General features: G+C 67.6%; 22 protein-coding genes. 14 read left to right on the forward strand and 8 right to left on the reverse strand.

What is annotated here, in order from left to right; translation table 11 throughout:
* Window positions 1-2 precede the first annotated feature (2 nt).
* The 3 genes from ACAM52_RS05665 to ACAM52_RS05675 all read right to left on the reverse strand — a co-directional run bounded on the left by ACAM52_RS05665 (window position 3) and on the right by ACAM52_RS05675 (window position 1,856).
* Complete coding sequence (locus ACAM52_RS05665) at window positions 3-761, reverse strand: hypothetical protein (protein ID WP_369646392.1); 759 nt, start codon at window positions 759-761, stop codon at window positions 3-5.
* A gap of 19 nt (window positions 762-780) precedes the next feature.
* The gene (locus ACAM52_RS05670) at window positions 781-1,257 is read right to left on the reverse strand and encodes a hypothetical protein (protein WP_369646393.1); all 477 of its coding nucleotides are present in this window, start codon (window positions 1,255-1,257) and stop codon (window positions 781-783) included.
* Between the two features lie 116 nt (window positions 1,258-1,373).
* On the reverse strand, window positions 1,374-1,856 hold the full coding sequence (locus ACAM52_RS05675) for a carboxymuconolactone decarboxylase family protein (protein ID WP_369646394.1): 483 nt from the start codon (window positions 1,854-1,856) through the stop codon (window positions 1,374-1,376).
* A 188-nt stretch (window positions 1,857-2,044) separates the two neighbouring features.
* Between ACAM52_RS05675 and ACAM52_RS05680 the strand changes: the two genes are divergently transcribed.
* Entirely contained in the window at window positions 2,045-2,380 is a 336-nt protein-coding gene (locus ACAM52_RS05680; RefSeq protein WP_369646395.1) for a winged helix-turn-helix transcriptional regulator, read from the forward strand.
* A gap of 43 nt (window positions 2,381-2,423) precedes the next feature.
* Complete coding sequence (locus ACAM52_RS05685; RefSeq protein ID WP_139706890.1) at window positions 2,424-3,677, forward strand: cation:proton antiporter; 1,254 nt, start codon at window positions 2,424-2,426, stop codon at window positions 3,675-3,677.
* 6 nt (window positions 3,678-3,683) lie between these two features.
* Here ACAM52_RS05685 and ACAM52_RS05690 read toward each other — a convergent pair whose 3' ends face one another.
* On the reverse strand, window positions 3,684-5,012 hold the full coding sequence (locus ACAM52_RS05690; protein WP_369646396.1) for a heavy metal sensor histidine kinase: 1,329 nt from the start codon (window positions 5,010-5,012) through the stop codon (window positions 3,684-3,686).
* The gene (locus ACAM52_RS05695; RefSeq protein WP_062481258.1) at window positions 5,009-5,686 is read right to left on the reverse strand and encodes a heavy metal response regulator transcription factor; all 678 of its coding nucleotides are present in this window, start codon (window positions 5,684-5,686) and stop codon (window positions 5,009-5,011) included. The genes ACAM52_RS05690 and ACAM52_RS05695 overlap by 4 nt, the downstream gene beginning before the upstream one ends.
* A 162-nt stretch (window positions 5,687-5,848) precedes the next feature.
* On the opposite strand from ACAM52_RS05695, the gene ACAM52_RS05700 reads away from it, so the two are divergent.
* From ACAM52_RS05700 to ACAM52_RS05720, 5 genes are all read left to right on the forward strand, one after another.
* Window positions 5,849-6,223 carry a hypothetical protein gene (locus ACAM52_RS05700; protein ID WP_354344902.1) on the forward strand — a complete coding sequence of 125 codons (375 nt, stop codon included), beginning with the start codon at window positions 5,849-5,851 and terminating at the stop codon, window positions 6,221-6,223.
* Between the two features lie 103 nt (window positions 6,224-6,326).
* Window positions 6,327-7,682: a TolC family protein gene (locus ACAM52_RS05705; RefSeq protein WP_369646397.1), complete on the forward strand. Its 1,356-nt coding sequence runs from the start codon at window positions 6,327-6,329 to the stop codon at window positions 7,680-7,682.
* 25 nt (window positions 7,683-7,707) lie between these two features.
* A complete protein-coding gene (locus ACAM52_RS05710; RefSeq protein ID WP_369646398.1) occupies window positions 7,708-9,090 on the forward strand; it encodes an efflux RND transporter periplasmic adaptor subunit in 1,383 nt (460 codons plus the stop codon).
* A 10-nt stretch (window positions 9,091-9,100) separates the two neighbouring features.
* A complete protein-coding gene (locus tag ACAM52_RS05715; protein ID WP_369646399.1) occupies window positions 9,101-12,310 on the forward strand; it encodes a CusA/CzcA family heavy metal efflux RND transporter in 3,210 nt (1,069 codons plus the stop codon).
* Complete coding sequence (locus ACAM52_RS05720) at window positions 12,300-13,226, forward strand: cation diffusion facilitator family transporter (protein ID WP_159271001.1); 927 nt, start codon at window positions 12,300-12,302, stop codon at window positions 13,224-13,226. The genes ACAM52_RS05715 and ACAM52_RS05720 overlap by 11 nt, the downstream gene beginning before the upstream one ends.
* 101 nt (window positions 13,227-13,327) lie before the next feature.
* Here the strand turns inward: ACAM52_RS05720 and ACAM52_RS05725 are convergent, their stop codons facing one another.
* From ACAM52_RS05725 to yjgA, 3 genes are all read right to left on the reverse strand, one after another.
* Window positions 13,328-14,956, reverse strand: a complete 1,629-nt coding sequence (locus ACAM52_RS05725; protein WP_369646400.1) for an Ig-like domain-containing protein — start codon at window positions 14,954-14,956, stop codon at window positions 13,328-13,330.
* A 255-nt stretch (window positions 14,957-15,211) separates the two neighbouring features.
* Window positions 15,212-15,808 carry a molybdopterin adenylyltransferase gene (gene mog / locus ACAM52_RS05730; RefSeq protein ID WP_369646401.1) on the reverse strand — a complete coding sequence of 199 codons (597 nt, stop codon included), beginning with the start codon at window positions 15,806-15,808 and terminating at the stop codon, window positions 15,212-15,214.
* Window positions 15,805-16,464 carry a ribosome biogenesis factor YjgA gene (gene yjgA, locus ACAM52_RS05735; protein ID WP_062476481.1) on the reverse strand — a complete coding sequence of 220 codons (660 nt, stop codon included), beginning with the start codon at window positions 16,462-16,464 and terminating at the stop codon, window positions 15,805-15,807. Before yjgA ends, mog begins: the two co-directional genes overlap by 4 nt.
* A 98-nt stretch (window positions 16,465-16,562) precedes the next feature.
* Between yjgA and pmbA the strand changes: the two genes are divergently transcribed.
* The 7 genes from pmbA (at window position 16,563) to ACAM52_RS05770 (ending at window position 24,313) form a co-directional block, all read left to right on the forward strand.
* Window positions 16,563-17,933 (forward strand): metalloprotease PmbA, encoded by a 1,371-nt coding sequence (gene pmbA / locus ACAM52_RS05740; protein WP_062476484.1) that lies wholly within the window; start codon window positions 16,563-16,565, stop codon window positions 17,931-17,933.
* 66 nt (window positions 17,934-17,999) lie between these two features.
* The gene (locus tag ACAM52_RS05745) at window positions 18,000-18,944 is read left to right on the forward strand and encodes an AraC family transcriptional regulator (protein ID WP_062476487.1); all 945 of its coding nucleotides are present in this window, start codon (window positions 18,000-18,002) and stop codon (window positions 18,942-18,944) included.
* A 174-nt stretch (window positions 18,945-19,118) separates the two neighbouring features.
* Window positions 19,119-20,390 carry a sugar ABC transporter substrate-binding protein gene (locus ACAM52_RS05750; protein ID WP_062476490.1) on the forward strand — a complete coding sequence of 424 codons (1,272 nt, stop codon included), beginning with the start codon at window positions 19,119-19,121 and terminating at the stop codon, window positions 20,388-20,390.
* 2 nt (window positions 20,391-20,392) lie between these two features.
* On the forward strand, window positions 20,393-21,262 hold the full coding sequence (locus ACAM52_RS05755; RefSeq protein ID WP_139702838.1) for a carbohydrate ABC transporter permease: 870 nt from the start codon (window positions 20,393-20,395) through the stop codon (window positions 21,260-21,262).
* Between the two features lie 11 nt (window positions 21,263-21,273).
* Window positions 21,274-22,086 carry a carbohydrate ABC transporter permease gene (locus ACAM52_RS05760; RefSeq protein WP_369647701.1) on the forward strand — a complete coding sequence of 271 codons (813 nt, stop codon included), beginning with the start codon at window positions 21,274-21,276 and terminating at the stop codon, window positions 22,084-22,086.
* A gap of 32 nt (window positions 22,087-22,118) precedes the next feature.
* The gene (locus tag ACAM52_RS05765) at window positions 22,119-23,225 is read left to right on the forward strand and encodes an ABC transporter ATP-binding protein (protein WP_369646402.1); all 1,107 of its coding nucleotides are present in this window, start codon (window positions 22,119-22,121) and stop codon (window positions 23,223-23,225) included.
* Between the two features lie 38 nt (window positions 23,226-23,263).
* The gene (locus ACAM52_RS05770; RefSeq protein WP_095746089.1) at window positions 23,264-24,313 is read left to right on the forward strand and encodes an NAD(P)-dependent alcohol dehydrogenase; all 1,050 of its coding nucleotides are present in this window, start codon (window positions 23,264-23,266) and stop codon (window positions 24,311-24,313) included.
* The last annotated feature ends 76 nt before the right edge of the window (window positions 24,314-24,389 follow it).

Raw genomic sequence — 24,389 nt, forward strand, 5'->3', positions numbered from 1 at the left:
TTTCATCGAAAAGGCGTACTCGCCATATAGAGACCGAGTTGATCTACAGGCTCAGTAAATGCGTGAACACTTGGGGATGAAGAGGCTAGGTAAAGCGGACTTGGGGGGCACGCGGGAACGCGCTCTGCCATCAGCCAGGGTACCGCAGATGGGTTGTCAAGCCTACTCAAGAGAGCCGTTTCGCGTCGAAGTCCTAAAGCTTCCCTTACGGCTTCTTTGGATGGGGAGAAGTGCTTACAGCTGACACCTGCTTGCAGGTTTTCGTAGGAGGGGTAGATAGACGCAGCGGTCGCCGGTAATGGCGCGAAAACCCCCACGTCAATCTCGTGCCTGTCCGCACTTCTTGGTGGTTGAGGCATTCCATTCAGCTCCCAACTCAGCGTAGTGAACTGCAAAGAAACCCAGACTTCATGATGAGGGGTTCCTCGCGCATCCTCGAGAACGAAGTAGGAATAGGCCGATTTGTTTGCTGAACACGGGGCTCCAGCCAGCTTCAGTTCACCGCTTGTCGCGTTCTTCACTGTGATGCGGCCCCCATTGCTATTCGCGGTATACATATTCAACAAGTCGGCCAAGACGACAAGCTCAAAAAGTCTTGCTTGTGACTTCCGCGCTTTGAATGTCAAGAGCGATGCTGATGAAGCAAGGCTGAGCAAGGCTGCGATTTCCTTGTTGAGCACCGAGCTTGCCGCTTTGGTCTTGCTCTTCCCATTACTGGGATTCTTGGGTTTTACCTTGACCGAGGAAGACTTGGTGATCACTCTGAGTTTGGATGGAGCTTTAGCCATTGCCATCACTCCGGGGGGAGTCTTCTCGTCCGCGTGACCATAGTCGACGACTCGTTTTCTCTCTCAGATGAGCCAGCCTTGCTTCCGCTTCGGGAGAGAAAATTCTGCGTTCTCCCAATCGCTGACGAAGCGTCGCCTCGTCATTTGCATCGTCGACAAAGCGCACATCCGTAAGTGGTTGACCTTCTCTTCGCGCGATTTCAAGGCTTGAGTTGATTCGCGCCAGGGTCGCATCCAGCACGTCGGCTGCTGGCGGATCGGCGAGCATCATTAGTGCTGAAACCGCCGTCAGATAGCGGGATTTGATGTCCGCAGCCAAGGCGTCTGGATTTCCTTGCACATCTGCGCGATCGGCCACGATCGCTGTGGCGATTGAATCGAAAATTGCCTGATTCTTTTTGATCCGCCGTCGTTGGCAATAGTGCAGGATCTGCTCCAGCGCTTGTTCCATCTCCTCCTGATCCGTCATGCGTTTCCCTCCTGAGTTTCAAATGAATTTGCGGTTGGGCTGTTTGCATCGTACGGCACGCCTGATGGAAAGTGGTGCGCTTCTAGAAGCACGGACTTCGTTGACCAGATGCCGCGCTACCAGCGCGCCGCCCACGTCTCCAATGGCACCCGCGCCGCATTGCACACATGGCTCACCGCGCGGTACCAGCCCGCGAGCATCATCAGCTCGATGAGTTGCGCGTGGCTCCAGTGCGCGCTCAGAGCCTCCCACAGTGTGTCGTCGATATCGCCGGTGTCGTGCGGCCGGTCGACCATCGCGAGCAGCCGCGCGTCTTTCGGCGCGAGCTGCGCGAAGTCGCCATTCGTCGAGGCCGTCGCGCGCCGCTCGGTCTCGCCCAGGCCGGCGTCGGCGAAGCCGCTCCAGTGCACGCCGCATTCGTATCCGGCGCCGCAGCGCGCGCAGACCCGCAGGATTACCAGTTCACGGTCGCCCAGACTGATTGCCGCGTGGCGGGCCAGCAAGTAGCGAACCAGGTCGAGCGTGCGCTGTGCCAGCGCGGGGTTCACGGCCAGCACCTTGAAGCGCGGCAGCACCTCGGGAGCCTGCGGCGGCGTCATGCGCGTGAGCAGCTCGCCGACGGCCTCAGGGGAGGGCGGGCGTAGCGGCGAAATTCTTGGCGGGCGGTTCGACCCCAGGGCTCGGCGGTGCGGTGGAAATCGCTACGAAAAGCGTAGCGATCGGCGCAGTTCATGGCTACGAAATCCGTAGCGAAAGCACGGCACGCGTTTCTTCGAGAGGAAGATGCATGGATGACACCGAGGCTTCCGCTCCGGCCCCCACGCCAGCGGTGCGCCGCCCCATCATGCGGCTGCTGGAGCCGCTGGGCAGCAAAGGCACGCTGCGCCTTTTGTGGGAGCCGCGCAGCGGCCAGCCGCAGAGTTTCCGGGTGCTGCGCGGGCATGCCGCCCAGATGTCGCCGTCAGTGCTGAACGACCGGCTCAAGGAGCTGCGCGCGGCTGGCATCGTCGCGCTGTCGGATGTGAGCTACGTGCTCACCGAGGCGGGCGGCGAACTTGTCAAACACCCAGTACCGTTCAACCAGTGGGCTGCCCGCTGGATCGAGCCGGGCGCGCCGAACTAACATCGGGCGAGTTTTTTTCCCAGGCCTCACGACCGTTCCGCCCATGTCCGTCACCACCCTCCTGCTGCAACTCGTCGTCATCCTCACCACCGCGCGCCTGTGCGGCTGGGTGCTGCGCCATGTGGGGCAGCCGAGCGTGGTGGGGGAGATGGCGGCGGGGCTGATGCTCGGGCCGGCGGTCATGGGCCTGCTGTTCCCGTCGCTGCACGTGCAGCTGTTCGCCAAGGAGTCGCTGCAGGGGCTGTCGTCGCTGGCGACGGTGGGGCTGGTGCTGTTCATGTTCGTGGTGGGCCTGGAGCTGCGGGCCACGCGCAACATGCGCGCGCAGCTGCAGGCGGCCGGCGCGGTGGGCGTGCTCAGCGTGCTGGTGCCGCTGGTGCTGGGCCTGGCGATCTCGCCGGCACTGCACCCCACGCTCGCGCCGGCCGGCGTGGGCTTCTGGCCCTTCGCGCTGTTCATGGCGGCGGCGCTGTCGATCACGGCCTTCCCGGTGATGGCGCGCATCCTGAAAGACCGCGGCATGACGCGCACGCCCTTCGGCCAGCTCTCGCTGAGCGCGGCGGCGGTGGTCGACGTGTTCGCGTGGATCCTGCTGGCCTTCGTGGTCGCGCTGGTGGGCACCAGCGACGGCTACGCGGGCCTGATCAAGATCACGGTCGGCGTGGTGGTGATGCTCACGGTGCTGTTCCTCGGGCTGAAGCCGGCCTTTGCTTGGCTGCTGCGCGTGAAGGCACCCGACGGCGAGCCGTCGACCACGCTGATGGCCGCGCTCATGATCGGCCTGCTGGTCACGGCGCTGCTGACCGAATGGCTGCACCTGCACGCGGTGTTCGGCGCCTTCCTGTTCGGCGCCTGCCTGCCGCGCGACGACCGCCTGCTGCGCTCGCTGAGCGAGCGCATCGAGCCGATTTCCATCGTGGTGCTGATGCCGCTGTTCTTCGCGCTCGCGGGGCTGGGCACCACGGCCAACGCGTTCTCGGGCGCCAGCCTGGGCGCGATGCTGCTGATCGTGGGCGTGGCCACCGTGGGCAAGATCGCGGGCGGCGCGGCCGGCGCGCGCATCGCCGGCTACAGCTGGCGCGACAGCCTGGCCACCGGCTCGCTCATGAACGCGCGCGGGCTGATGGAGCTCATCGTCATCAAGATCGGCCTGGACGTCGGCCTGATCGGCCCCGAGCTCTTCACGATGCTGCTGGTGATGGCGCTGGCCACCACCGCGATGACCGGGCCGCTGATGACGCTGTGCATCGGCCGCAAGCCCAAGCCCGCCGAGACGGCGGCGCACGCCGAGCCCTGAAGCCCTTCAGCTGCTGCGGCGCACGCTGAACCCGATGCGCGTCTCGCCGCCCTGGCTCGACGCGAACACCTGCCCGCCGTGCATGCGCGCGATCGCCTCGACGATCGACAGGCCCAGCCCGTGGTGGCGCGTGGAGCCGTCTCGTGCCTGGGCCGCGCGGTAGAAGCGCTCGAACAGGCGCGGCAGGGCCTCCGGGTCGATCGGCGCGCCGCGGTTGATCACGGCGATGGTGTGGTGTTCCCCGCCAGGGGCGGCCGCGATCTCGATGCGCAACGTCGAGGCCGGCTCGGCAAAGCGGATCGCATTGCCCAGCAGGTTGAAGAGGGCGCGCCGGATCAGCCCCGCGTCCACCTCGGCCACGGCCTCGCCGTGCACTTCGGCGCGCAGGCCGGCCTCGTCGAGCATGGCGTCGTAGAAGTCGATCACGTCGCGCGCCTGCTCCGCCAGGCTCACCGGGGCCATCGAGCGCGCCGAGGTGCCGCGGTCGGCCTTCGAAAGAAACAGCATGTCGGTCACGATGCCCGACAGCCGCCCCATCTCCTCGAGGTTGGAGGCCAGCACGGCCTGCAGTTCCTCGTTGCTGCGCGGGCGCGTGAGCGCCACCTCGGTCGAGCCCAGCAGGTTGGCCAGCGGCGTACGCAGCTCGTGCGCCACGTCGGCGTTGAACGACTCCAGCTGCACGTAGGCGCGCTGCACCCGCGCCAGCAGCGCGTTGAACTGCGTGATCCAGGGCCGCAGTTCCTGCGCGAAGGCGCCGGGGTCGATCGACTGGTGGACGTGGTCGGGCGTGATGGCCGCCGTGCGCTCGGCCAGCGCCTTCAGCGGCCGCAGCCCGCGCCGCACCAGCCACATGCCGGTGAGCGACACCAGCGCCGTGCCCAGCACCACCGCGCCCAGCAGGGTCCAGGCCAGGCGCTCGAGCAGCCGGGAGTCCTGTGCGATGTTCACGCCGACCTGCACCGACAGGTCGGTGTGGAAGTCGCCGTTCTGCCAGGGCACCACGATGGCGCGCCGCAGCCAGCGGCCCTGCGGCGGCGGCGTGGACTGGAACAGCGGCTTGCCGGCGTTGGCGATCGACAAGGTCACGTCGTCCTGCATCGAGAAGAAGTCGTCGAGCTTGTGCCGCAGAAAGACGAGGTCGCCGCCTTTCTCGGCCTCCTTGAGCAGGTGCTCGACGAGCACCGTCTTCTGGTCGAGCGCGTCGCGCTGCTTGGCGCCGAAGCTCCAGGCGGTCACGAGGTAGATGGCCAGGCAGATGATGCTCAGGCCGGACAGGGTCTGCGCGGCGAACCAGAACGAAAGCCGGCTCTGGATCGAATGCGGCTTCGGGCTCATGCCCAGGAGCGGTCTTCGAGTACGTAGCCCATGCCGCGAACGGTGTGCAGCAGCTTCACGTCGAAGGGGTCGTCGATCTTGCTGCGCAGGCGGCGGATCGCCACCTCGACCACGTTGGTGTCGCTGTCGAAGTTCATGTCCCACACCTGCTCGGCGAGCGTGGAGCGCGACAGGATCTGGCCGCGCCGGCGCAGCAGCACCACCAGCAGCGTGAACTCCTTGGCCGTGAGGTCCAGCCGCGTGCGGTTGCGCATGCACTTGCGGCTCACCAGGTCCAGCTCCAGGTCGGCCAGGCGCAGCACCGTGGGTTCCTGCGTCTTGCCGCGCCGCAGCAGCGCCTGCACGCGCGCCAGCAGCTCCGAGAAGGAGAAGGGCTTCACCAGGTAGTCGTCGGCGCCTTGCTGCAGGCCCTGCACGCGGTCTTCGACCTTGTCGCGCGCGGTGAGCACCAGCACGGGCACGTTCTTCGTGCGGCGAATGGCCTGCAGCACGGCAAAGCCGTCGATGCCCGGCAGCATCACGTCCAGCAGCACGAGCGCGTAGTCGCCCTCGGTGGCGAGGTAGCGGCCTTCGATGCCATCGCGGGCGATGTCGACCACGTAGCCGTTCTCTTCCAGCCCCTTTTTCAGGTAATCGCCCAGTTTGGGTTCGTCTTCGATGACAAGAATTCGCATGGTACGGATCGTACCCAAGGCCTTTCGAGACGCTGGTTACGATTTAGTAATCCTATTGAAGGACAAAGCGCCGACACGCTGTCGTACAGTGGGCCGGGCCCTCGGTTCGCAGGGCTTTTCTTGGTCGGCGCGCTACGCCCCGTCGATATACTTTTGTCAACAATGCGCCGCTGGCTCCTGATTTTCCTGCTGTTTCTCTTGCCTTTCCAGTACAGCTGGGCGGTGTCGGCAGCCTATTGCCTGCACGAAGGCGACAAGGGCAGCGGCCACTGGGGCCACCACGAGGACGAGCCGCGCGGCACCGACCGCACCCACGCGGGCGACGGCGCCAAGAAAGACAGCACCCGCCAGCCCAACGCGGCGGTCGGCCATTGCATCGTCGCCTACTTCGGGCAGGCCCAGCATGCGGACACCGCCGCCGCGCTGCCGGCCGAATCGCCCATCGCCTCGCAGGCGCTGCGCGCCGCTTCCACCGAACGCTTCGCCTCGCACATCGCCGAAGTGCCGGTGCGCCCCGACTGGTTGCTCTCCGCCTGATTCGGCGAGAGCACAGCCCCTTTTCTTTTTCTGATCTCACTCATCAGCTGAGCGCTCCTCGCCGAATTCGTCCGTCCGTTGTTTCGCAACCCAGGAGAATTCGATGCGCACGCTTTTCGTGCCGCTGGCCGTGTTGGCCTTGGCGGTACCCCCGGCCTTTTCACAGCAGACCCCGCAGGCGGCCGGTCCCTCGTCGTCCCTGTCGGCACCCGCCCGCACGCTGGAGCCCGAAGGCCCGCTGACCCTGCGCGCCGCCGTGGCGCTGGCGCTGCAGGCCAACCCGGGCCTGTCGGCCGCGCGCCATGAGCAGGCCGCCGCCGACGGCGCCGTGGTGCAGGCCGGCGCCTGGCCCAACCCCACGCTGGACACGCAGCTGGAAGACCTGCGCCGCAACAACCGCACGACCACGCTGCAGCTGAGCCAGCCCCTCGAGCTGGGCGGCAAGCGCGCCGCGCGCGTCACGGCGGCCGAGCGTGCGCGCGACCAGGCGGCGTCGGCGCTGTCGGCGCGGCGCGCCGAACTGCGCGCCGCGGCCGTCACCGCCTTCTTCGACGTGCTGACCGCGCAGGAGCGCCTGCGCCTGGCGCAAGACTCGGTGGGGCTCGCGCAGATCGCCACCCGCGCCGCGGCCAACCGCGTGGCGGCCGGCAAGGTGTCGCCGCTCGAGGAAACCAAGGCGCGCGTGGCCGAGGCCGGCATCCGCGTCGAACTGCTGCAGGCCGAAGGCACGCTGCGCGCGTCGCGCCAGCTGCTGGCTGCACTGTGGGGCAACCCGGCGCCGCGCTTCACGCAGGTGGACGGCGCGGTCGACCAGCTGCCCGCCCAGGCCGCCGCGCCCGAGGTGGCGCGCCGCCTGCCCGATGCGCCCGTGCTGCGCCAGGCCCGGCTCGAGGTCGAGCGCCGCCGCGCGCTGAGCGACCTGGAGCAGGCCAAGCGCATTCCCGACGTGACGGTGTCGCTCGGCGTCAAGCGCGTGCCCGCGTCCGAAGGCGAGGGCGGCGAGGCCGTGAGCAGCAGCCGGCGCAACCAGGTGGTGGTGGGCCTGTCGGTGCCGCTGCCGATCTTCGACACCAACCGCGGCAACATCGCCGAGGCACTGAGCCGCGAAGACAAGGCGCGCGACGAACTCGCCGCCGCCGAGCTGCAACTGGGCGCCGACGTGGCCCAGGCCAGCGAGCGCCTGCGCTCGGCACGCGCCACCGCCGAGACGCTGCAGCGCGACGCACTGCCCGGCGCCGAGACCGCCTACCGCGCAGCCACCAAGGGCTTCGAGCTGGGCAAGTTCAGCTTTCTCGAGGCGCTCGACGCGCAGCGCACGCTGTTCCAGGTGCGCAACCAGTACCTCGTCGCGCTGGCCGAGGCGCACCGCGCGGCCGGCGAGCTCGACCGCCTGCTGGGCACCGGGGGCGATGACATCGCCTCGAACGCGGCGCTCAACCTGACGCCGATCGCGCGCTGAAAAGAACACCGAACCGATTCCGACCATGACCACACCACACAACCGCACATCGTCCGCCGGCCGCAAGCAGTGGATCGCCATTGCCGCCGTCCTGCTCGCCGGCCTCATTGCCGGCGCGCTCATCCTGCGCACCGCGCCGTCCAAGCCCGAGGCGGGCGGGCACTCGGAGTCCGCCGGCCATGCCGACGGCGAGCACCACGAGGAAGACAAGGGCCACGCCAAGGGCAAGGAAGACGACCACGGCCATTCGCATGACGAAGGCCATGGCGACAAGGAACACCACGCGGAAGAGGGCAAGGACGCCGGCAAGGAGCCCGCCAAGGAAACGCCCGCATCGGCAGAGCCCCAGAAGGCCGCCGCCAACGCCCACAAGGAAGACGAAGAAAAGATCCCCTTCACCGACGAGCAGGTCAAGGCCGCCGGCATCGCCATCGACAGCGTCGGCCCGGCGCGCATCAAGACCTCGCTGCAGCTGCCCGGCGAGATCAAGTTCAACGAAGACCGCACGGCCCACGTGGTGCCGCGCGTGGCGGGCGTGGTCGACAGCGTGTCGGCCAACCTGGGTCAGGAAGTCAAGCGTGGCCAGGTGCTGGCCGTGATCTCCAGCCCTGCGCTCTCGGAGCAGCGCAGTGAGCTGCAGACCGCGCAGCGCCGGCTGGCACTGGCGCGCACCACGCACGACCGCGAGAAAAAACTGTGGGAAGAAAAGATCTCGCCGCAGCAGGACTACCTGCAAGCCGAGCAGGCCATGCAGGAGGCGCAGATCGCCGTGGCCAACGCCAACCAGAAGCTGCTGGCGCTGGGCGCCACGCCCGGCTCGTCGGCACTGGGCCGCTACGAGCTGCGCGCACCCTTCGACGGCATGGTCGTCGAGAAGCACATCTCGCTGGGCGAATCGGTGGGCGAGGCGGTCAACGTGTTCACCATTTCCGACCTGTCGACCGTGTGGGCCGAGATCAGCGTGCCCGCCAGCAACCTGAACCTGGTGCGCATCGGCGAGGCCGTGACCATCCGCGCCGGTTCCTTCGAGCAGGCCGCGCGCGGCACCGTGTCGTACGTGGGCTCGCTGCTGGGCGCGCAGACGCGCACCGCCACCGCACGCGTCACGCTCACCAACCCGCAGCGCACCTGGCGCCCGGGCCTGTTCGTGAACGTGGAGCTGGTGGCGTCGGAGGCCGATGCGCCCGTCACCGTGTCGGCCGAAGCGGTGCAGACCGTGGACGACCAGCCCACCGTGTTCCTGCGCGTGCCCGGCGGCTTTGTGCCGCAGCACGTGAAGACCGGCCGCAGCGACGGCCAGCGCATCGAGATCGTGGGCGGCCTAAAGCCCGGCGCGGCCTATGCGGCCAGCGGCAGCTTCGTCGTGAAGTCGCAGCAGGGCAAGAGCTCGGCCACGCACACCCACTGAGGACGACCGCATGTTCGAACGCATCATCCGCTTCTCCATCGAGCAGCGCTGGCTGATCCTGCTGGCCGTGCTCGGCATGGCGGCGCTCGGCGTCTTCAGCTACCAGAAGCTGCCCATCGACGCCGTGCCCGACATCACCAACGTGCAGGTGCAGATCAACACGTCCGCACCCGGTTATTCGCCGCTCGAAGCCGAGCAGCGCGTGACCTACCCCATCGAGACCGTCATGGCCGGCCTGCCGGGCCTGCAGCAGACGCGCTCGCTGTCGCGCTACGGCCTGTCGCAGGTCACGGTGATCTTCAAGGACGGCACCGACATCTACTTTGCGCGCCAGCTCGTGAACGAGCGCATCCAGTCGGCGCGCGAGAGCATGCCGCCCGGCGTGTCGCCGGTGATCGGGCCCATTTCCACCGGCCTGGGCGAGATCTACCTGTGGACCGTCGAGACCGAAGAGGGCGCGAAGAAAGCCGACGGCAAGCCCTACACGCCGACCGACCTGCGGGAGATCCAGGACTGGATCATCAAGCCGCAATTGCGCAACGTGCCGGGCGTGACCGAGATCAACTCCATCGGCGGCTACGCCAAGGAGTTTCAGATCGCACCCGACCCCGCCAAGCTGCTGGCGCACGGCCTCACGATGACCGACCTGGTCACCGCGCTGGAGCGCAACAACGCCAACGTGGGCGCGGGCTACATCGAGAAGCGCGGCGAGCAGTACCTCATTCGCGCGCCGGGGCAGGTGAAGTCGGTGGAAGACATCGGCAACGTGATTCTGGGCAACGCCGGCGGCATTCCGCTGCGCGTGTCCGACGTGGCCCAGGTCGGCATCGGCCAGGAGCTGCGCACCGGCGCCGCCACCGACAACGGCCGCGAGGTGGTGCTGGGCACGGTGTTCATGCTCATCGGCGAGAACAGCCGCACCGTCTCGCAGGCGGTCGACAAGAAGATGCAGGAGATCAACCGCACGCTGCCCGCGGGCGTGAAGGCCGTGACGGTGTACGACCGCACGGTGCTGGTCGACAAGGCCATCGCCACCGTGAAGAAGAACCTCTTCGAAGGCGCGGTGCTGGTGGTGGCGATCCTGTTCCTGTTTCTGGGCAACATCCGCGCGGCCATCATCACCGCGACGGTGATTCCGCTGTCGATGCTCTTCACCTTCACCGGCATGGTGAACCAGAAGGTCAGCGCCAACCTCATGAGTTTGGGCGCGCTCGACTTCGGCATCATCATCGACGGCGCCGTGGTGATCGTGGAGAACTGCGTGCGGCGCCTGGCGCATGCGCAGGAGAAACACGGCAGGGCGCTCACGCGCAGCGAGCGTTTCCATGAAGTGTTCGCGGCCTCGCAGGAGGCGCGCCGGCCGCTGCTGTTCGGCCAGCTGATCATCATGATCGTGTACCTGCCGATCTTTGCGCTCACGGGCGTCGAGGGCAAGCTGTTCCACCCGATGGCGTTCACCGTGGTGATTGCGCTCTTGGGCGCGATGATTTTGTCGATCACCTTCATCCCGGCCGCTGTGGCGCTGTTCATCGGCAACAAGGTCGCCGAGAAGGAAAACCGCCTCATGCTGTGGGCCAAGCGCGGCTACGCGCCGCTGCTGTCGCGCGCGATGAATGCCAAGCCGCTGGTCATCACCACGGCCGTAGTGGCCGTGGTGCTGTCGGGCCTGCTGGCCACGCGCCTGGGCACCGAGTTCGTGCCCAGCCTGAGCGAGGGCGACTTCGCGATCCAGGCGCTGCGCATTCCGGGCACCAGCCTCACGCAGTCGGTCGAGATGCAGAAGCAGCTCGAGCGCACGCTGAAAGACAAGTTCCCCGAGATCGAGCGCGTGTTCGCGCGCACCGGCACGGCCGAGATCGCGTCCGACCCGATGCCGCCGAACATCTCCGACGGCTACATCATGCTCAAGCCCGAGAGCGAGTGGCCCAAGCCGAAGCGCACGCGGCCCGAGCTGCTGGCCGCCGTGCAGGAAGAGGTCGAGAAGTTGCCGGGCAACAACTACGAGTTCTCGCAGCCGATCCAGCTGCGCTTCAACGAGCTGATCTCGGGCGTGCGCAGCGACGTGGCCGTGAAGATCTTCGGCGACGACATGGACGTGCTCAACCAGACCGCCGCACAGGTGTCGAACGCGCTGGGAAAGGTGCCCGGCGCCGCCGAGGTGAAGGTGGAGCAGACCACCGGCCTGCCCATGCTCACCGTGAACATCGACCGCCAGAAGACCGCGCGCTACGGCCTCAACGTGGGCGACGTGCAGGACGCCATCTCGACTGCCGTGGGCGGGCGCGAGGCCGGCACGCTGTTCGACGGCGACCGCCGCTTCGACATCCTCGTGCGCCTGCCCGAGACCCTGCGCACCGACCTGGACGCCATCCGCCGACTGCCGATCGCGCTGCCGAAGGGCGCGGGCGGCGAAGGCCTGCGCACCAGCTTCATCCCGCTGGGCGAAGTGGCCACGCTCGACCTCGCGCCCGGCCCCAACCAGGTCAGCCGCGAAGACGGCAAGCGCCGCATCGTGGTGAGCGCCAACGTGCGCGGGCGCGACCTCGGCTCCTTCGTGGCCGAGGCCGAGGAGGCCATGCGCGCCGTGCGCATTCCGCCGGGCTACTGGACCGTGTGGGGCGGCCAGTACGAGAACCTGGCCTCGGCCACGCAGCGCCTGCAGGTGGTGGTGCCCGTGTCGCTGCTGCTGGTGTTCACGCTGCTGTTCGCGATGTTCGGCAACCTGAAGGACGGGCTGCTGGTGTTCACCGGCATTCCGTTCGCGCTCACGGGCGGCATCGTCGCCCTGTGGCTGCGCGGCATTCCGCTGTCGATCTCGGCGGCGGTGGGCTTCATTGCGCTGTCGGGCGTGGCCGTGCTCAACGGGCTGGTGATGATCTCGTTCATCCGCAACCTGCGCGAAGGCGGCCTGCCGCTGGACGAAGCCATTCGCGAAGGCGCGCTCACGCGGCTGCGCCCCGTGCTCATGACCGCGCTGGTCGCCTCGCTGGGCTTCGTGCCCATGGCCATCGCCACCGGCACGGGCGCCGAAGTGCAGCGCCCGCTGGCCACCGTGGTCATCGGCGGTATCCTGTCGTCGACCGCGCTGACGCTGCTGGTGTTGCCGCTGCTGTACCGCATCGCGCACCGGCGCGATGAAGACGAGGTGCAGGAAGCCAACGCAGAGAAGCAACACGGCGCACCTCTCGATCCCGCACTGCAAGGTTCCCATGGCCCATGAGCATTCACACGCCACAGCCGTTGCTGGTGGCAACGAGAAGGCGCTGCGCTGGGCGCTGGCGCTGACCTCCACCTACCTCGTTGCCGAGGTGATCGGCGGGCTGGTGTCGGGCAGCCTGGCGCTGCTGTCCGACGCGGCCCACATGGCCACCGACACCGTGGCGCTGGCCATCTCGCTGGCCGCCATCTGGCTGGGCAAGCGGCCGGCGGACAAGCGGCGCACCTTCGGCTACTACCGCTTCGAGATCCTGGCGGCCGTGGTCAATGCCGTGCTGCTGTTCTTCGTGGCGATCTACGTGCTCTACGAGGCGTACCGGCGCATCTCGCAGCCGGCCGAGATCCAGTCGACCATGATGCTGCTCGTGGCCATCGGCGGCCTGGTGGTCAACCTCATCGGCATGCGCCTGCTGGCCAGCGGCAAGGACGAGAGCCTCAACGTGAAGGGCGCGTACCTCGAAGTGTGGGCCGACATGCTGGGTTCCGTCGGCGTGATCGTCGGCGCGCTCGTCATCCGTTTCACCGGCTGGGCCTGGGTCGACTCGGTGATCGCCGTCGCCATCGGCCTGTGGGTGTTGCCGCGCACCTGGCGCCTCTTGCGCGAGAGCCTCAACGTGCTGCTCGAAGGCGTGCCCGACGAGATCGACCTGCCCGAGGTCGAGCGCGCGCTGCAGGCGCAGCCGGGCGTGGCCGGCCTGCACGACCTGCATGTGTGGGCGCTGTCCAGCGGCAAGGTGAGCCTGAGCGTGCACGTGGTGTGCACGCCCGACGTGGTCGACCTGGCACCGCTGATGCTGCGGCTGCGCGGTCTGTTGGCCGAGAAGTTCGACATTCATCACTCGACCGTGCAGGTGGAGCGGGTGCCGTGCGAGCAGGCGGGGGAGACCCATGGGTTCGGGCCTGCGGTGACGGCGGGCTGAGGCGAGGGCGGGGCACGACAACAAAAAACGCGACAGTCGCACGGGGCAACTGTCGCGTCGGGGGCGGCGCCGATGGGGCGCCGCGTGGCCTGCCTGCAGGCTTAGAGGATGGTCACGTGGACCTTGTCTTCGACCAGCAGTTCGGCGGTGCCGGCGAGGTTGGTGTAGACGCTGTAGGTCACGCCGCTCACTGTGGCGTTGCCGCCCTGGGTCCAGCTGTCGTCGCCGCCGAGCAGGTTCACATCGCCGTTGGAGCCGTTGACCAGCATCTGCACCTTGCCGTCGGCCACGACCATGTCGCGTGCGCCACCGGCCAGCACGTCGCTGGCGTGCAGTGCCAGCGTGTTGCCGCCCATGCCCAGGTCGAACTTCTCGAAGCCCTGCACCTTCGCCCCGAGGGCCGACAGGTCGATGTGCATGGCGGTGCCGTCCATGACGAGCGTGTCGATGCCCAGGCCGCCGTCGAGGCGCGCGAAGTCGCCGCTGTTGATGCGGATGACGTCGTCGCCCGAGCCACCATGGACCACGTCGCCCGTACCGACATTCGTGAAGATGTCGTTGCCGGCGCCGCCTTCGAGTCGATCGGCGAAGCCCAGCTTGGCGATGATCTTGTCATCACTGTCGGTGTAGGCCTGTGTTGCGTGGTCGAGCACATAGGCTTCGACTTCCGGTTCGATGTGGAACGTGCCGGCCCCTGCGTTCTGCAGCGTGACGGTCACGCCTTGCTGCACGAGCAGTTCGGCGTCGAAGCCCGAGTGCTGGTACACCTCGTAGACCACGCCGCCCACCGTGACGTTGGCCTGCTTGACCCAGTTGCCCGGGTCCGTGCCGTTGGGCAGCACGTCGGACAGCGTCACCGCATCACCTGCATTGCCCTTGACCATCATCTGCACGCGGCCGTTGGCCACGAACTGGTCCTTGGCGCCGTTGTTCATCACGTCGGCCAGCGACAGCTTGAGCGTGTTGTGGCCCGTGCCGGTGAGGTCGATGACCTCGACCGAGCTGACCTTGCCCGCGAGCGCGGTCAGGTCCAGCACCTGGTTGGCGCCGGTCAGTTTGAGCGTGTCGGTGCCGCCGTTGCCCGCTGCGTCCAGAATTGCGGCGGCAATCGGGTTCGTGTTGGCGACGGTGTTCCCGATGCCCTCGTTGATGAACACGGGGGAGAACGTGACCTTGCCGGTGCTGTCCCTGACCATCACCGTGACGGTGTGGCCGGGCTGGCCGGTGCTTGTGCCGGTGAGCAGAGGGCGTGTGTCGTCGGTGGTCTTGCCGGCGGCCACGTTGCCGGTGATGCCGCCCGCGGTATCGAGGACGCCGGTGATGGACAGCTTGCTGGCGTTGGGTGGCGTGACGTCGATCTCGAAATTGAACGGGCCCGAAGGTTCGCTCTCGTTGCCGGCGGGGTCGCGCGCCACGATGGTGATGGCGTGGTGGCCTTCGCTCATGTCGGTCGATGGCGTGAAGGCCCATTGGCCGTCTTCGTCCATGACGGTCTGGCCGATCTCGACGCCGTGGTCCCTGATGAGGATGGTGTCGCCCGGCGTGCCCTGGCCCTGGAACTCGGGTTGGCGGTCGTCCGTGACGCCGCCGGAGGCGAGGGTGCCCATGATGTCGCCTGCGTCGTCGATGACGCTGTCCATGGTGGGCGGCTGTGGTGCGAAGACCTGTGCGCGTGCTGTCTGATCGATGCTCGGGTTGTCGACGAAGAGGTTTGCCTTTTTGGATGCCATGCAGTTCCTGTGCTCTGAAAAGGGAAAGAAAGATCGGATCGGGCAGCGAATTCACGCTGTTCGATCCGGCGGCCCGGGCGTCAGGAACTCTAGGAAGAACAGGGGAGCGGAACCATCGGACGGGTCCGATAAAAGCCGGGGCGCGCGATGCGGACGCGAGCGCGCCCCTCGCGCATCGGCGAAGCAGGATGTGTCTTCGGTGGTGAATGCCGCCGCGCGAGAACCGGCGGCAGGCAGGCCCGGGGGGCCTGCGCCTCAGCGTGCGGCGCGAACGGCCGACTTGGGCCGGAAGGCCTTGCAGACCGTGTCGTCGGTCTCGAGGTACGGCCCGCCGATCAGGTCGATGCAGTAGGGCACGGCGGCGAAGATGCCGGGCACGAGCTGCGTGCCGTCGGCGTCCTTCAGCCCTTCGAGCGTCTCGGCGATCGACTTGGGCTGGCCCGGCAGGTTGATGATGAGGCTCTGGTCGCGGATGACGGCCACCTGCCGCGAGAGGATGGCGGTCGGCACGAAGCGCAGGCTGATCTGGCGCATCTGTTCGCCGAAGCCGGGCATTTCCTTGTGGGCCACGGCCAGCGTGGCCTCGGGCGTGACGTCGCGCAGCGCGGGGCCGGTGCCGCCGGTGGTGAGCACGAGCGAGCAGCCGGCGTCGACCAGCTCGATGAGGGTGGCGCTGATGCGCGCAGTCTCGTCGGGGATCAGGCGGGCTTCGAACTCGAGGGGGTTCTTCAGCGCGCGGCCCAGCCAGTCCTTGAGCGCGGGCAGGCCCTTGTCCTCGTAGGTGCCGCTGGAGGCGCGGTCGCTGATGGAGACGATGCCGATGCGGACGGGATCGAAGCCAACCTCGCTCATGCGTCTTCTTCCCGGTCTTGCGCTGCAGCCGCTTCGGCGTGATCGTCGCCGCCATGCACCGCCAGTTGCGCGCGCACGAGCTGGAAGATCTCGCGGTAGGCCTTGCCCTGGCGCGGTGCTTCGCCGGCGGGGCCGGACTTCAGGTCCTTGCGGGCCTGGCGCACGAGGGCGCGCAGCTGCTGGGAGTCGGTGGCGGGGTGGGTTTCGATCCAGCCGCCGAGGGCGTCGTCGTCGGCGATCAGGCGTTCGCGCCAGCGCTCGGCCTCGTGCAGCGCAGCGGCTTCGGCGGCCGGCACGGTGTTCTGCTCGGTCAGCGCCTGCTTCACGGCCTCGAGCACCTCGGGGTCGAGGGCGCGCATGAGCTTGCCGATGAACTGCATCTGGCGGCGCTTGCCCTCGAAATTGGTGATGCGTTTCGCCTCGGCGATGGCATCGACCAGTTTCTCGCTCAGCGGGAGGGCGTCGAACAGGCCGGCACGCAGGGTGAGCAATTCTTCGCCCAGTTTCTGCAGTTCGGCGCTCTCGCGCTTGAGTTCGGTGCGGCTGGCTTCGTCGGTGCCGCCCTTGAGCTCGCGCTTGAGCTCAAGGTCGAGTTCGCTGCCTTCGGCAACGAAGTGGCCACGGACGAAATAGCCTTTTTTGGGTTTGCGGGACATGGGGTGGATTCTGGGCCGCGCCGTGCGGCGCTGCAACGCGCACAGGGGGCGCGGAAGGGAAAACGTGAAACAGGGGGCGCAAGTATCATAGCCACCACATGACGACATCCTCCTCGCGCGCCGATTCCGGCTTCGCCTACAGCCGCTCCTTCTTCGAAAACCTGGTCGATTCGGCCCTGGCCCACGCCAAAAAGCTCGGGGCCACCGACGCCGGCGCCGAGGCCTCCGAGGGCTGCGGCCTGAGCGTCTCGGTGCGCAAGGGCGAACTCGAGAACGTCGAGCGCAACCGCGACAAGTCGCTGGGCATCACGGTCTACGTGGGCCATCGCCGCGGCAACGCCAGCACCTCCGACTTTTCCGAGGCGGCCATCGCCCGCACGGTGCAGGCGGCCTACGACATCGCCCGCTTCACGGCCGAAGACCCGGTGAGCGGCCTGCCCGACGAGGAAGACATCGCCAAGGTGCAGCCCGAGCTCGACCTGTTCCACCCCTGGGACGTGACGAGCGAGCAGGCCGCCAAGCTGGCCCTCGAATGCGAGGCGGCAGCCCTCTCCACCGACAAGCGCATCACCAACAGCGAAGGCGCCGGCGTCTCGGCGCAGCAGAGCCACTTCTTCAGCGCTCACACGCACGGTTTTCGCGGCGGCTATGCCAGCTCGCGGCACTCGATTTCGGTGGCCCCCATCGCCGGCAAGGGCGACGACATGCAGCGCGACGCCTGGTACAGCTCGATGCGCTCGGCCGACGAACTGGCCAGCCCGCAGGCCGTGGGCCGCTACGCCGCCGAGCGCGCGCTCAGCCGCCTGAAGTCGCGCAAGATCAAGACCACCGAATGCCCGGTGCTGTTCGAGTCGCCGCTGGCCGTGGGCCTGCTGGGCGGGCTGGTGCAGGCCGTGAGCGGCGGGGCGCTGTACCGCAAGAGCACCTTCCTGCTCGACTCGCTGGGCAAGCCGGTGCTGCCCAAGCACGTCGACGTGGCCGAAGACCCGCACGTGCTGCGCGGCAAGGGCAGCTCGCCCTTCGACGACGAAGGCGTGATCACCCGCGCCCGCAAGGTGGTCGATGCCGGCCGCCTCGAAGGCTACTTTCTCTCGACCTACTCGGCGCGCAAGCTGGGCATGAAGACCACCGGCAACGCCGGCGGCTCGCACAACCTGACGCTGAGTTCGCGCCTCACGAAGCACGGCGACGACCTCGACGCCATGCTCGCCAAGCTCGGCACCGGCCTGTTCGTGATCGAGCTGATGGGGCAGGGCGTCAACTACGTGACAGGCGACTATTCGCGCGGCGCCAGCGGTTTCTGGGTGGAAAACGGCCGCATCGCCTATCCGGTGCAGGAAATCACGATTGCCGGCAATTTGCGTCAGATGTTGATGGGAATTGAAGCGATTGGCGCAGATGCTTACACTTTCGGCGCAAAAACCACGGGGTCGATCCTGGTCAACCGCATGAAGGTGGCGGGCGCCTGACAGGCCCTGCCGCTCGCAACGGCGCTGGCTCGACGACCCCTCCATTCAAGGACAGGGGGACAGGACATGAGCAAACACAGCGCCGTACGCAAGCCGGCCCTCGAACACGAACTGCTGCGTGACCCGCGCCTGGGCTTCGAGCCGGCGGGCAGCAGCTCGGTGCGCTGCCTGCAGCACGGCGTGCCCTGGCCCTTCGACTGCTGGCACTACCACGACGAGTACGAGCTGCAGTGCATCAACCGCACCAGCGGCGATGCCTTCGTCGGCAACCACATCGGCCGTTTCGAGCCCGGCTATGTCGCCCTGGTGGGCGCACGGCTGCCCCACACCTGGATCTCGCACGACGTGCCGCCCGAGGGCGTGGCCGACCGCAGCATGGTGATCCATTTCCGCGACGCGCCCCTGCGCCAGGGCGTCGACCTGTTCCCCGAGCTGGAGACGGTGCTGCCGATGCTCGACCGCGCCAAGCTGGGCATCGAGTTCTTCGGCATCGGCGACCTCGTGCGCGAGCGCTTCGTGCGGGTGCAGAAGCAAAAGGGCATGGCCCGGCTGTCGGAGTTCATCGGCCTGCTGCACGAGCTCGCGAGCTGGAGCGACTGGCGCCAGATCTCGAGCAACGCCGACCCGAGCGACGAGGACCCCACGGCCAACACCCGCATGCGCCGCGTGCTCGACTACCTGCACGCCCACCTGGCCGAAGAGCTCTCGCTGCCCACCGTGTGCGGCGTCGCCAACATGGCCGAGAGCAGCTTCTCGCGCTACTTCCACAAGCACATGGGCAGCACCTTCACTGACTTCGTCACGCGGCTGCGCATCACCAAGGCCTGCGAGATGCTGCAGGTGTCCGACCGGCTGGTGAGCGACATCTGCTACGAGGTCGGTTTCTCGAACCTCGCGAACTTCAACCGCCGCTTCCTGCAGCTCAAGGGCATGACGCCCTCGGCCTACCGGCAGCAGGCGCAGGAGCGTTTCGGCCTGCGCAGCGCGCAGCACACGCCACTCGCTGCCTGATGGCCGACTGATACGCGCTTGCCTCTTGGGCTAAACCCCGAGACGGCTTGGCAGCAAAGTATCAGGTGCCCGGTGGGCGTGTAGGAGGCCTTTCGGATCGGCCGCCTAACCTTTGTTTCGTTGCTTCTGCCGGCATTTCGCCGGCAACTTGCACGAACAACAAAGGAGACACAAATGCCGATTCCGCATTCCCACCGTCTGGCCGGCCTCGCGCTCGCGCTGGCCACGCTGGCGCCCGCCGCGCTGGCGCAGGTCTGCAAGGAGGACGTGCGCGTCCTGTCGCAGCCGCGCGAAGGCCTGACGCTGCTCGAGAAATCCAAGGACGAGTTCAAGCGCCTCAGCGGTGCCTCGTTCAGCGTCGACAACCTCAACGAGAACGACCGCCGCGCCAAGTCGCGCGCCGATGCGTCCACGGTCGGCAAGTACCACGTGTACTACGTCGACGAGGCCAACGTGGCGCAGTTCGTCCAGTCGAAGTGGATCGTGCCGCTCACGCCGTACTACCCGGCCAGCTACGACTACGCCGATTTCGACGCCGGCCGCCAGAAGGTCGCGACCTTCGCCGGCCAGGCCTGGTTCGCGCCCCTCACCGGCGGCGGCGACCTCATGGTCTACCGCAAGGACCTGCTCGAGAAGGCGGGCATCAAGCCGCCGGCCACGCTCGACGAGTTCGTGGCGGCCGTGAAGAAGCTCAACGACCCGGCCAACGGCGTCTACGGCGTGGCGCTGCGCGGCCAGCGCGGCTCGGGCGCCAACGTGTGGCGCTGGATGCCGTTCTTCCGCGGCTACGGCGGCCAGTGGTTCGACGGCGACAAGCCGGTCTTCAACTCGCCCGCCGCCGTGAAGGCGACCCAGACCTACCTCGATCTCTTCAAGTACTCCGCGCCCGGCACCAAGACGGGCGGATGGGACGAGTCCACCGGCGCCTTCCTGGCCGGCAAGGTCGCGATCCTGGTCGAGTCGACGCCGCTGGCGGGCAACGCGCTCGACCCGAAGATGTCGACCGTGGTCGGCAAGATCGCCTACGCCGTGCCGCCCGCGCCGCTCACCGGCGGCGGCTACGGCCACGGCCTGGCCATCGGCGCGCGCGCCAACAAGACCGAAGAGGCCAAGAAGTGCGCGGGCCTGTTCATCGCCTGGGCCACCTCCAAGGAGAACGAGCAGCGCCGCCTGGCGCAAGGCCAGTTCGGCGAACTCAACCGCACCAGCGTGCTCGGCAGCCCCGAGTTCGCCAAGCGCTATGGCGCCGACCTGGGCAAGGCGCTGGCCGACACCGGCAAGGTCACGGCCGTGAACTTCTGGCAAGACCCGGCCTGGCCCGACCTGGGCGACCGCTGGGGGATCATTCTGGAAGAGCTGATCACCGGTTCGCGCACCGACATCCAGGGCGGGCTCGACGAACTCGACGCCTACGCCAAGCAACTGATCGCGCGTCGCAAGAAGTGAGCATGCGTTCCCACACCCCACGGCTGCCGGCCGTGTTCATCGGGCCGGGGTTGCTCGTGCTGGCGGTCCTGGCGCTGGTGCCGACGGTGTTCGCCATCGCCATCTCGCTGCAGGACCGCGAGCTGGGCCAGGCCGACACCGGCTGGGTCTGGTTCAGCAACTACGTGCAGCTCTTTTCCGATCGGCGCTTCCTGAACTCGGTGCGCGTGTCGCTGGTGTGGGAGGTGCTGACCGTCAGCGCCACCATGGCCCTGGCGGTGCTCATGGGCACGCTGATGCACCGCTGCGCCACGCCGCGCTGGCGCCAGGTGCTGTCGATGCTGTTCATCGTGCCGGTGCTGCTGCCGCGCGTGTCGGCCGCCTTCGTCTGGAAGTTCGCCTTCCATCCGCTGTTCGGCCTCATCACGTGGCCGTACAAGGCGATCACCGGCGAGCCGCTGGACCTGTTCGCCGACCCGGTGCTGGCGCTGCTCACGGTGGCCTTCGTCGACGTGTGGCAGTGGGGGCTGTTCTTCGGGGTCATCGTGCTGAAGCTGCTCGAAACCCTGCCGCCGCAGCCCTTCGAGGCGGCGCGTCTCGATCACGCGAAGACCTGGGAGGTGTATGCCTACGTGGCATTGCCGATGCTGAAGGCGCCGCTCATCAGCCTGGCCTTCGTGAAGATGGTGGAGTCGCTGCGCGCCTTCGACCTCATCTACGTGATGACGCGCGGCGGCCCCGGCATCTCGACCGAGACGCTCGACATGTATGCCTTCTCGCAGGGCTTCATCGAGTCGGGCCGCATCTCGTACGCGTCGAGCATGGCGGTGCTGATGATGGTCGCCTCCACGGTCGCGTTCACCTACATCTGGAAATGGACCAGGCCATCATGAAGAAGCTTGCCATCGGAACGCTGCTGGCGCGGCTGGCGCTCATCGCAGCGGGGCTCTCGGCGCTCGTGCCCGTGCTGTGGACCTTTCTGAACTCGTTCAAGAACCGGGTCGACATCGTCTCGGCCGTGCCGAAGTTCTTCTTCACGCCCACGCTGGACAACTACCTGTACGTGCTGAACCGCGAGGCCGTGGCCGCGGGCTTGGTCAACTCGATCGTGGTGGCGGGCGCGGCGGTGGTCATCGGCGCGGTGCTGGGCCTGCCGGCCGCCTATGCGCTGGCGCGCTACCCGCTGCGTTGGGGCAACGACATCCAGTTCTTCGTGCTGTCGATGCGCTTCCTGCCGCCGGTGGCGGTGGCCATTCCGCTCATGGTGATCTGGCTGCAGCTGGAGCTGTACGACTCACGCATCGCGCTCATCGCCACCTACACGCTGCTCACGCTCTCGACCGTGATCTGGCTCGCCATCCCGGCCTTCAAGGCAGTGCCGAAGGAAGTGGAAGAGGCGGGCCGCGTCGACGGCTACGGGCCCTACGCGATCTTCTTTCGCATCGCGCTGCCGATTGCCGCGCGCTCGCTGGTGGGGGCGATCGCCTTCGGCTTCGTGCTGGTGTGGAACGAGTTCCTCATCGCGCTGATGCTCACCACCTCCGAGGCCAAGACGCTGCCCATCGTGGCGTCGGAACTCAGCCAGCTCGGGCGCGACGTGCCGTGGGGCATCTTGAATGCCTCGGTCATCCTGCTGTCGCTGCCGCCGCTGCTCATGGTGGGCGTGCTCAGCGGTTTTCTCAATGCTGCGTTCAAGCGCAAGCGGGAGGCTGAATGAACCCCGCTGCTTCTCTTTCTCCAGAACCCAAAATGTCCGCCATCCGCTGTCACCACCTCATCAAGCGCTACGGGGAAACACAGGTCGTCCACGCCTTCGATCTCGACGTGGCCGACAACGAGTTCGTCGTGTTCCTCGGCCCCTCGGGCTGCGGCAAGTCGACCATCCTGCGCATGCTCGCGGGCCTGGAAGACATCAGCGGCGGCGACCTGCACATCGGCGGCCAGCGCGTGAACGACCTGCCGCCGCAGGAGCGCGGCATCGCGATGGTGTTCCAGAACTACGCGCTGTACCCGCACATGACGGTGCGCGACAACATCGCGTTCGGGCTCAAGCGCCTGAAGGTGCCCAAGGCCGAGATCGACAGCCGCATCAAGGAGGTGTCGGACACCCTGGGCCTGGAGCGCTACCTGCAGCGCAAGCCCACCGAGCTGTCGGGCGGCCAGCAGCAGCGCGTGGCGATTGCGCGCGCCATGATCAAGACGCCGAAGGTGTTCCTGTTCGACGAGCCGCTGTCGAACCTCGACGCCAAGCTGCGCAACCACATGCGCATCGAGATCGCGAAGCTGCACCAGACGCTGAAGACCACCACGGTGTACGTCACGCACGACCAGCACGAGGCCATGACGCTGGCCGACCGCATCGTGCTGCTGCGCGACGGGCGCATCGAGCAGGTCGGCACGCCGCAGGAAATCTTCGAGCGCCCGCGCTCGGCCTTCGTGGCCGGCTTCATCGGCACGCCGCCGATGAACCTGATGGAGATGGCGGTGCACGCCATGGAAGGCGGGCAGTGCGAGCTGCGTGGGGGCGGCGGTTCGGTGCGCGTGGATGCGCGCCGCTTCGCGCTCGAAGGCCGCGCGCGCGTGACGCTGGGCGTGCGCCCCGCGCACCTGCACCTAGACACCGCCAAGTCGAACGGCGAAGGCTTTGCCGGCGAGGTCCAGCTCATCGAATACCTCGGCAACGAAGTGCTGGTGAGCGTGGGGCAGGGCGACCAAGAGATCGCCGTGCTCCTGCCGTCCGCGGCAGGCCCCCGGCTCGGCGAGCCGCTGCGCTTCGTGGCCGATGCGCAGCAGGTGCACCTGTTCGACATCGCGACGGGCGCCTCGCTGCTGCGTCCGGACGCCGCGCTGCACTGAGTGGCAGCCCCCCGTTTCAACCCTCTGAGAAAGATGCAATGAAAGCACTGGTTCTGGAAAAGGCGCACGAGATCACGCTGCGCGATGTCGAGCTGCCGCTGCACGTCGGCCCGCGCGACGTGAAGATCCGCATGCACACCGTGGGCGTGTGCGGCAGCGATGTTCATTACTACCAGCACGGCGGCATCGGCCCGTACGTCGTCGATGCGCCCATGATCCTCGGCCACGAGGCCTCGGGCGTGGTGGCCGAGGTGGGCGCCGAAGTCACGCACCTGAAGCCCGGCGACCGCGTCTGCATGGAGCCCGGCATTCCCGACATGGACTCGCGCGCCGTGCGCGAAGGCTTCTACAACCTCGACCCTGCGGTGCGCTTCTGGGCCACGCCGCCGATCCACGGCTGCCTCACACCGTTCGTGGTGCACCCGGCAGCCTTCACCTTCCGCCTGCCCGACAACGTGAGCTTCGGCGAGGGCGCCATCGTCGAGCCGCTGGCCATCGGCCTGCAGGCCGCGAAGAAGGCGGCGCTGAAGCCGGGCGATGTGGCGGTGGTCATCGGCGCCGGCACCATCGGCGCGATGACGGCGCTGGCCGCGCTCGCGGGCGGCGCGGCGCGCGTGATCCTGGCCGACCTCGTGCCCGAGAAGCTGGCGCTCTTCGCCCACAACCCGGCGGTGACGACGGTCGACGTGCGCAGCACGAGCCTCGCCGACACCGTGCAGGCCCTCACCGACGGCTGGGGCGCGAACGTGGTCTTCGAGGCCAGCGGCAGCACGCGCGCCTTCGACAACGTGTTCGATCTGCTGTGCCCCGGCGGCTGCCTCGTGCTGGTGGGCATACCCGCCGCCAAGGTGGCTTTTGACATCGTCGCGATCCAGGCGAAGGAGGCGCGCATCGAGTCGGTGTTCCGCTACGCCAACATCTTTCCGCGTGCGCTGGCGCTCATCGCCTCGGGGCAGGTCGACGTGAAGCCCTTCATCTCGCGCACCTTCGCGTTCGAGGACGGCATCGCCGCCTTCGAGGAGGCCGCGGCCGGGCGCGTCACGGATGTGAAGATCCAGATCGAATTCCCTGCCGCCGAAGCGGCCTGAACGCCCCGCAAGGGCGCGGGGCAAGGGGAAACGCTGGGGAGTGCGCCGGCAGGGCGCGGCTACAGTGGCTGCGTTT

The sequence above is a fragment of the Variovorax sp. V118 genome (genome assembly GCF_041154445.1).
Classification (GTDB): Bacteria; Pseudomonadota; Gammaproteobacteria; order Burkholderiales; family Burkholderiaceae_C; genus Variovorax; species Variovorax boronicumulans.

What these genes read in the sequence shown, in the direction of transcription:
- ACAM52_RS05670 (WP_369646393.1), bottom strand. Translation starts at nt 1,257, where the DNA reads ATGACGGATCAGGAGGAGATGGAACAAGCGCTGGAGCAGATCCTGCAC.
- ACAM52_RS05675 (WP_369646394.1), bottom strand. Translation starts at nt 1,856, where the DNA reads ATGACGCCGCCGCAGGCTCCCGAGGTGCTGCCGCGCTTCAAGGTGCTG.
- ACAM52_RS05680 (WP_369646395.1), top strand. Translation starts at nt 2,045, where the DNA reads ATGGATGACACCGAGGCTTCCGCTCCGGCCCCCACGCCAGCGGTGCGC.
- ACAM52_RS05685 (WP_139706890.1), top strand. Translation starts at nt 2,424, where the DNA reads ATGTCCGTCACCACCCTCCTGCTGCAACTCGTCGTCATCCTCACCACC.
- ACAM52_RS05690 (WP_369646396.1), bottom strand. Translation starts at nt 5,012, where the DNA reads ATGAGCCCGAAGCCGCATTCGATCCAGAGCCGGCTTTCGTTCTGGTTC.
- ACAM52_RS05695 (WP_062481258.1), bottom strand. Translation starts at nt 5,686, where the DNA reads ATGCGAATTCTTGTCATCGAAGACGAACCCAAACTGGGCGATTACCTG.
- ACAM52_RS05700 (WP_354344902.1), top strand. Translation starts at nt 5,849, where the DNA reads ATGCGCCGCTGGCTCCTGATTTTCCTGCTGTTTCTCTTGCCTTTCCAG.
- ACAM52_RS05705 (WP_369646397.1), top strand. Translation starts at nt 6,327, where the DNA reads ATGCGCACGCTTTTCGTGCCGCTGGCCGTGTTGGCCTTGGCGGTACCC.
- ACAM52_RS05710 (WP_369646398.1), top strand. Translation starts at nt 7,708, where the DNA reads ATGACCACACCACACAACCGCACATCGTCCGCCGGCCGCAAGCAGTGG.
- ACAM52_RS05715 (WP_369646399.1), top strand. Translation starts at nt 9,101, where the DNA reads ATGTTCGAACGCATCATCCGCTTCTCCATCGAGCAGCGCTGGCTGATC.
- ACAM52_RS05720 (WP_159271001.1), top strand. Translation starts at nt 12,300, where the DNA reads ATGGCCCATGAGCATTCACACGCCACAGCCGTTGCTGGTGGCAACGAG.
- ACAM52_RS05725 (WP_369646400.1), bottom strand. Translation starts at nt 14,956, where the DNA reads ATGGCATCCAAAAAGGCAAACCTCTTCGTCGACAACCCGAGCATCGAT.
- mog (WP_369646401.1), bottom strand. Translation starts at nt 15,808, where the DNA reads ATGAGCGAGGTTGGCTTCGATCCCGTCCGCATCGGCATCGTCTCCATC.
- yjgA (WP_062476481.1), bottom strand. Translation starts at nt 16,464, where the DNA reads ATGTCCCGCAAACCCAAAAAAGGCTATTTCGTCCGTGGCCACTTCGTT.
- pmbA (WP_062476484.1), top strand. Translation starts at nt 16,563, where the DNA reads ATGACGACATCCTCCTCGCGCGCCGATTCCGGCTTCGCCTACAGCCGC.
- ACAM52_RS05745 (WP_062476487.1), top strand. Translation starts at nt 18,000, where the DNA reads ATGAGCAAACACAGCGCCGTACGCAAGCCGGCCCTCGAACACGAACTG.
- ACAM52_RS05750 (WP_062476490.1), top strand. Translation starts at nt 19,119, where the DNA reads ATGCCGATTCCGCATTCCCACCGTCTGGCCGGCCTCGCGCTCGCGCTG.
- ACAM52_RS05755 (WP_139702838.1), top strand. Translation starts at nt 20,393, where the DNA reads ATGCGTTCCCACACCCCACGGCTGCCGGCCGTGTTCATCGGGCCGGGG.
- ACAM52_RS05765 (WP_369646402.1), top strand. Translation starts at nt 22,119, where the DNA reads ATGTCCGCCATCCGCTGTCACCACCTCATCAAGCGCTACGGGGAAACA.
- ACAM52_RS05770 (WP_095746089.1), top strand. Translation starts at nt 23,264, where the DNA reads ATGAAAGCACTGGTTCTGGAAAAGGCGCACGAGATCACGCTGCGCGAT.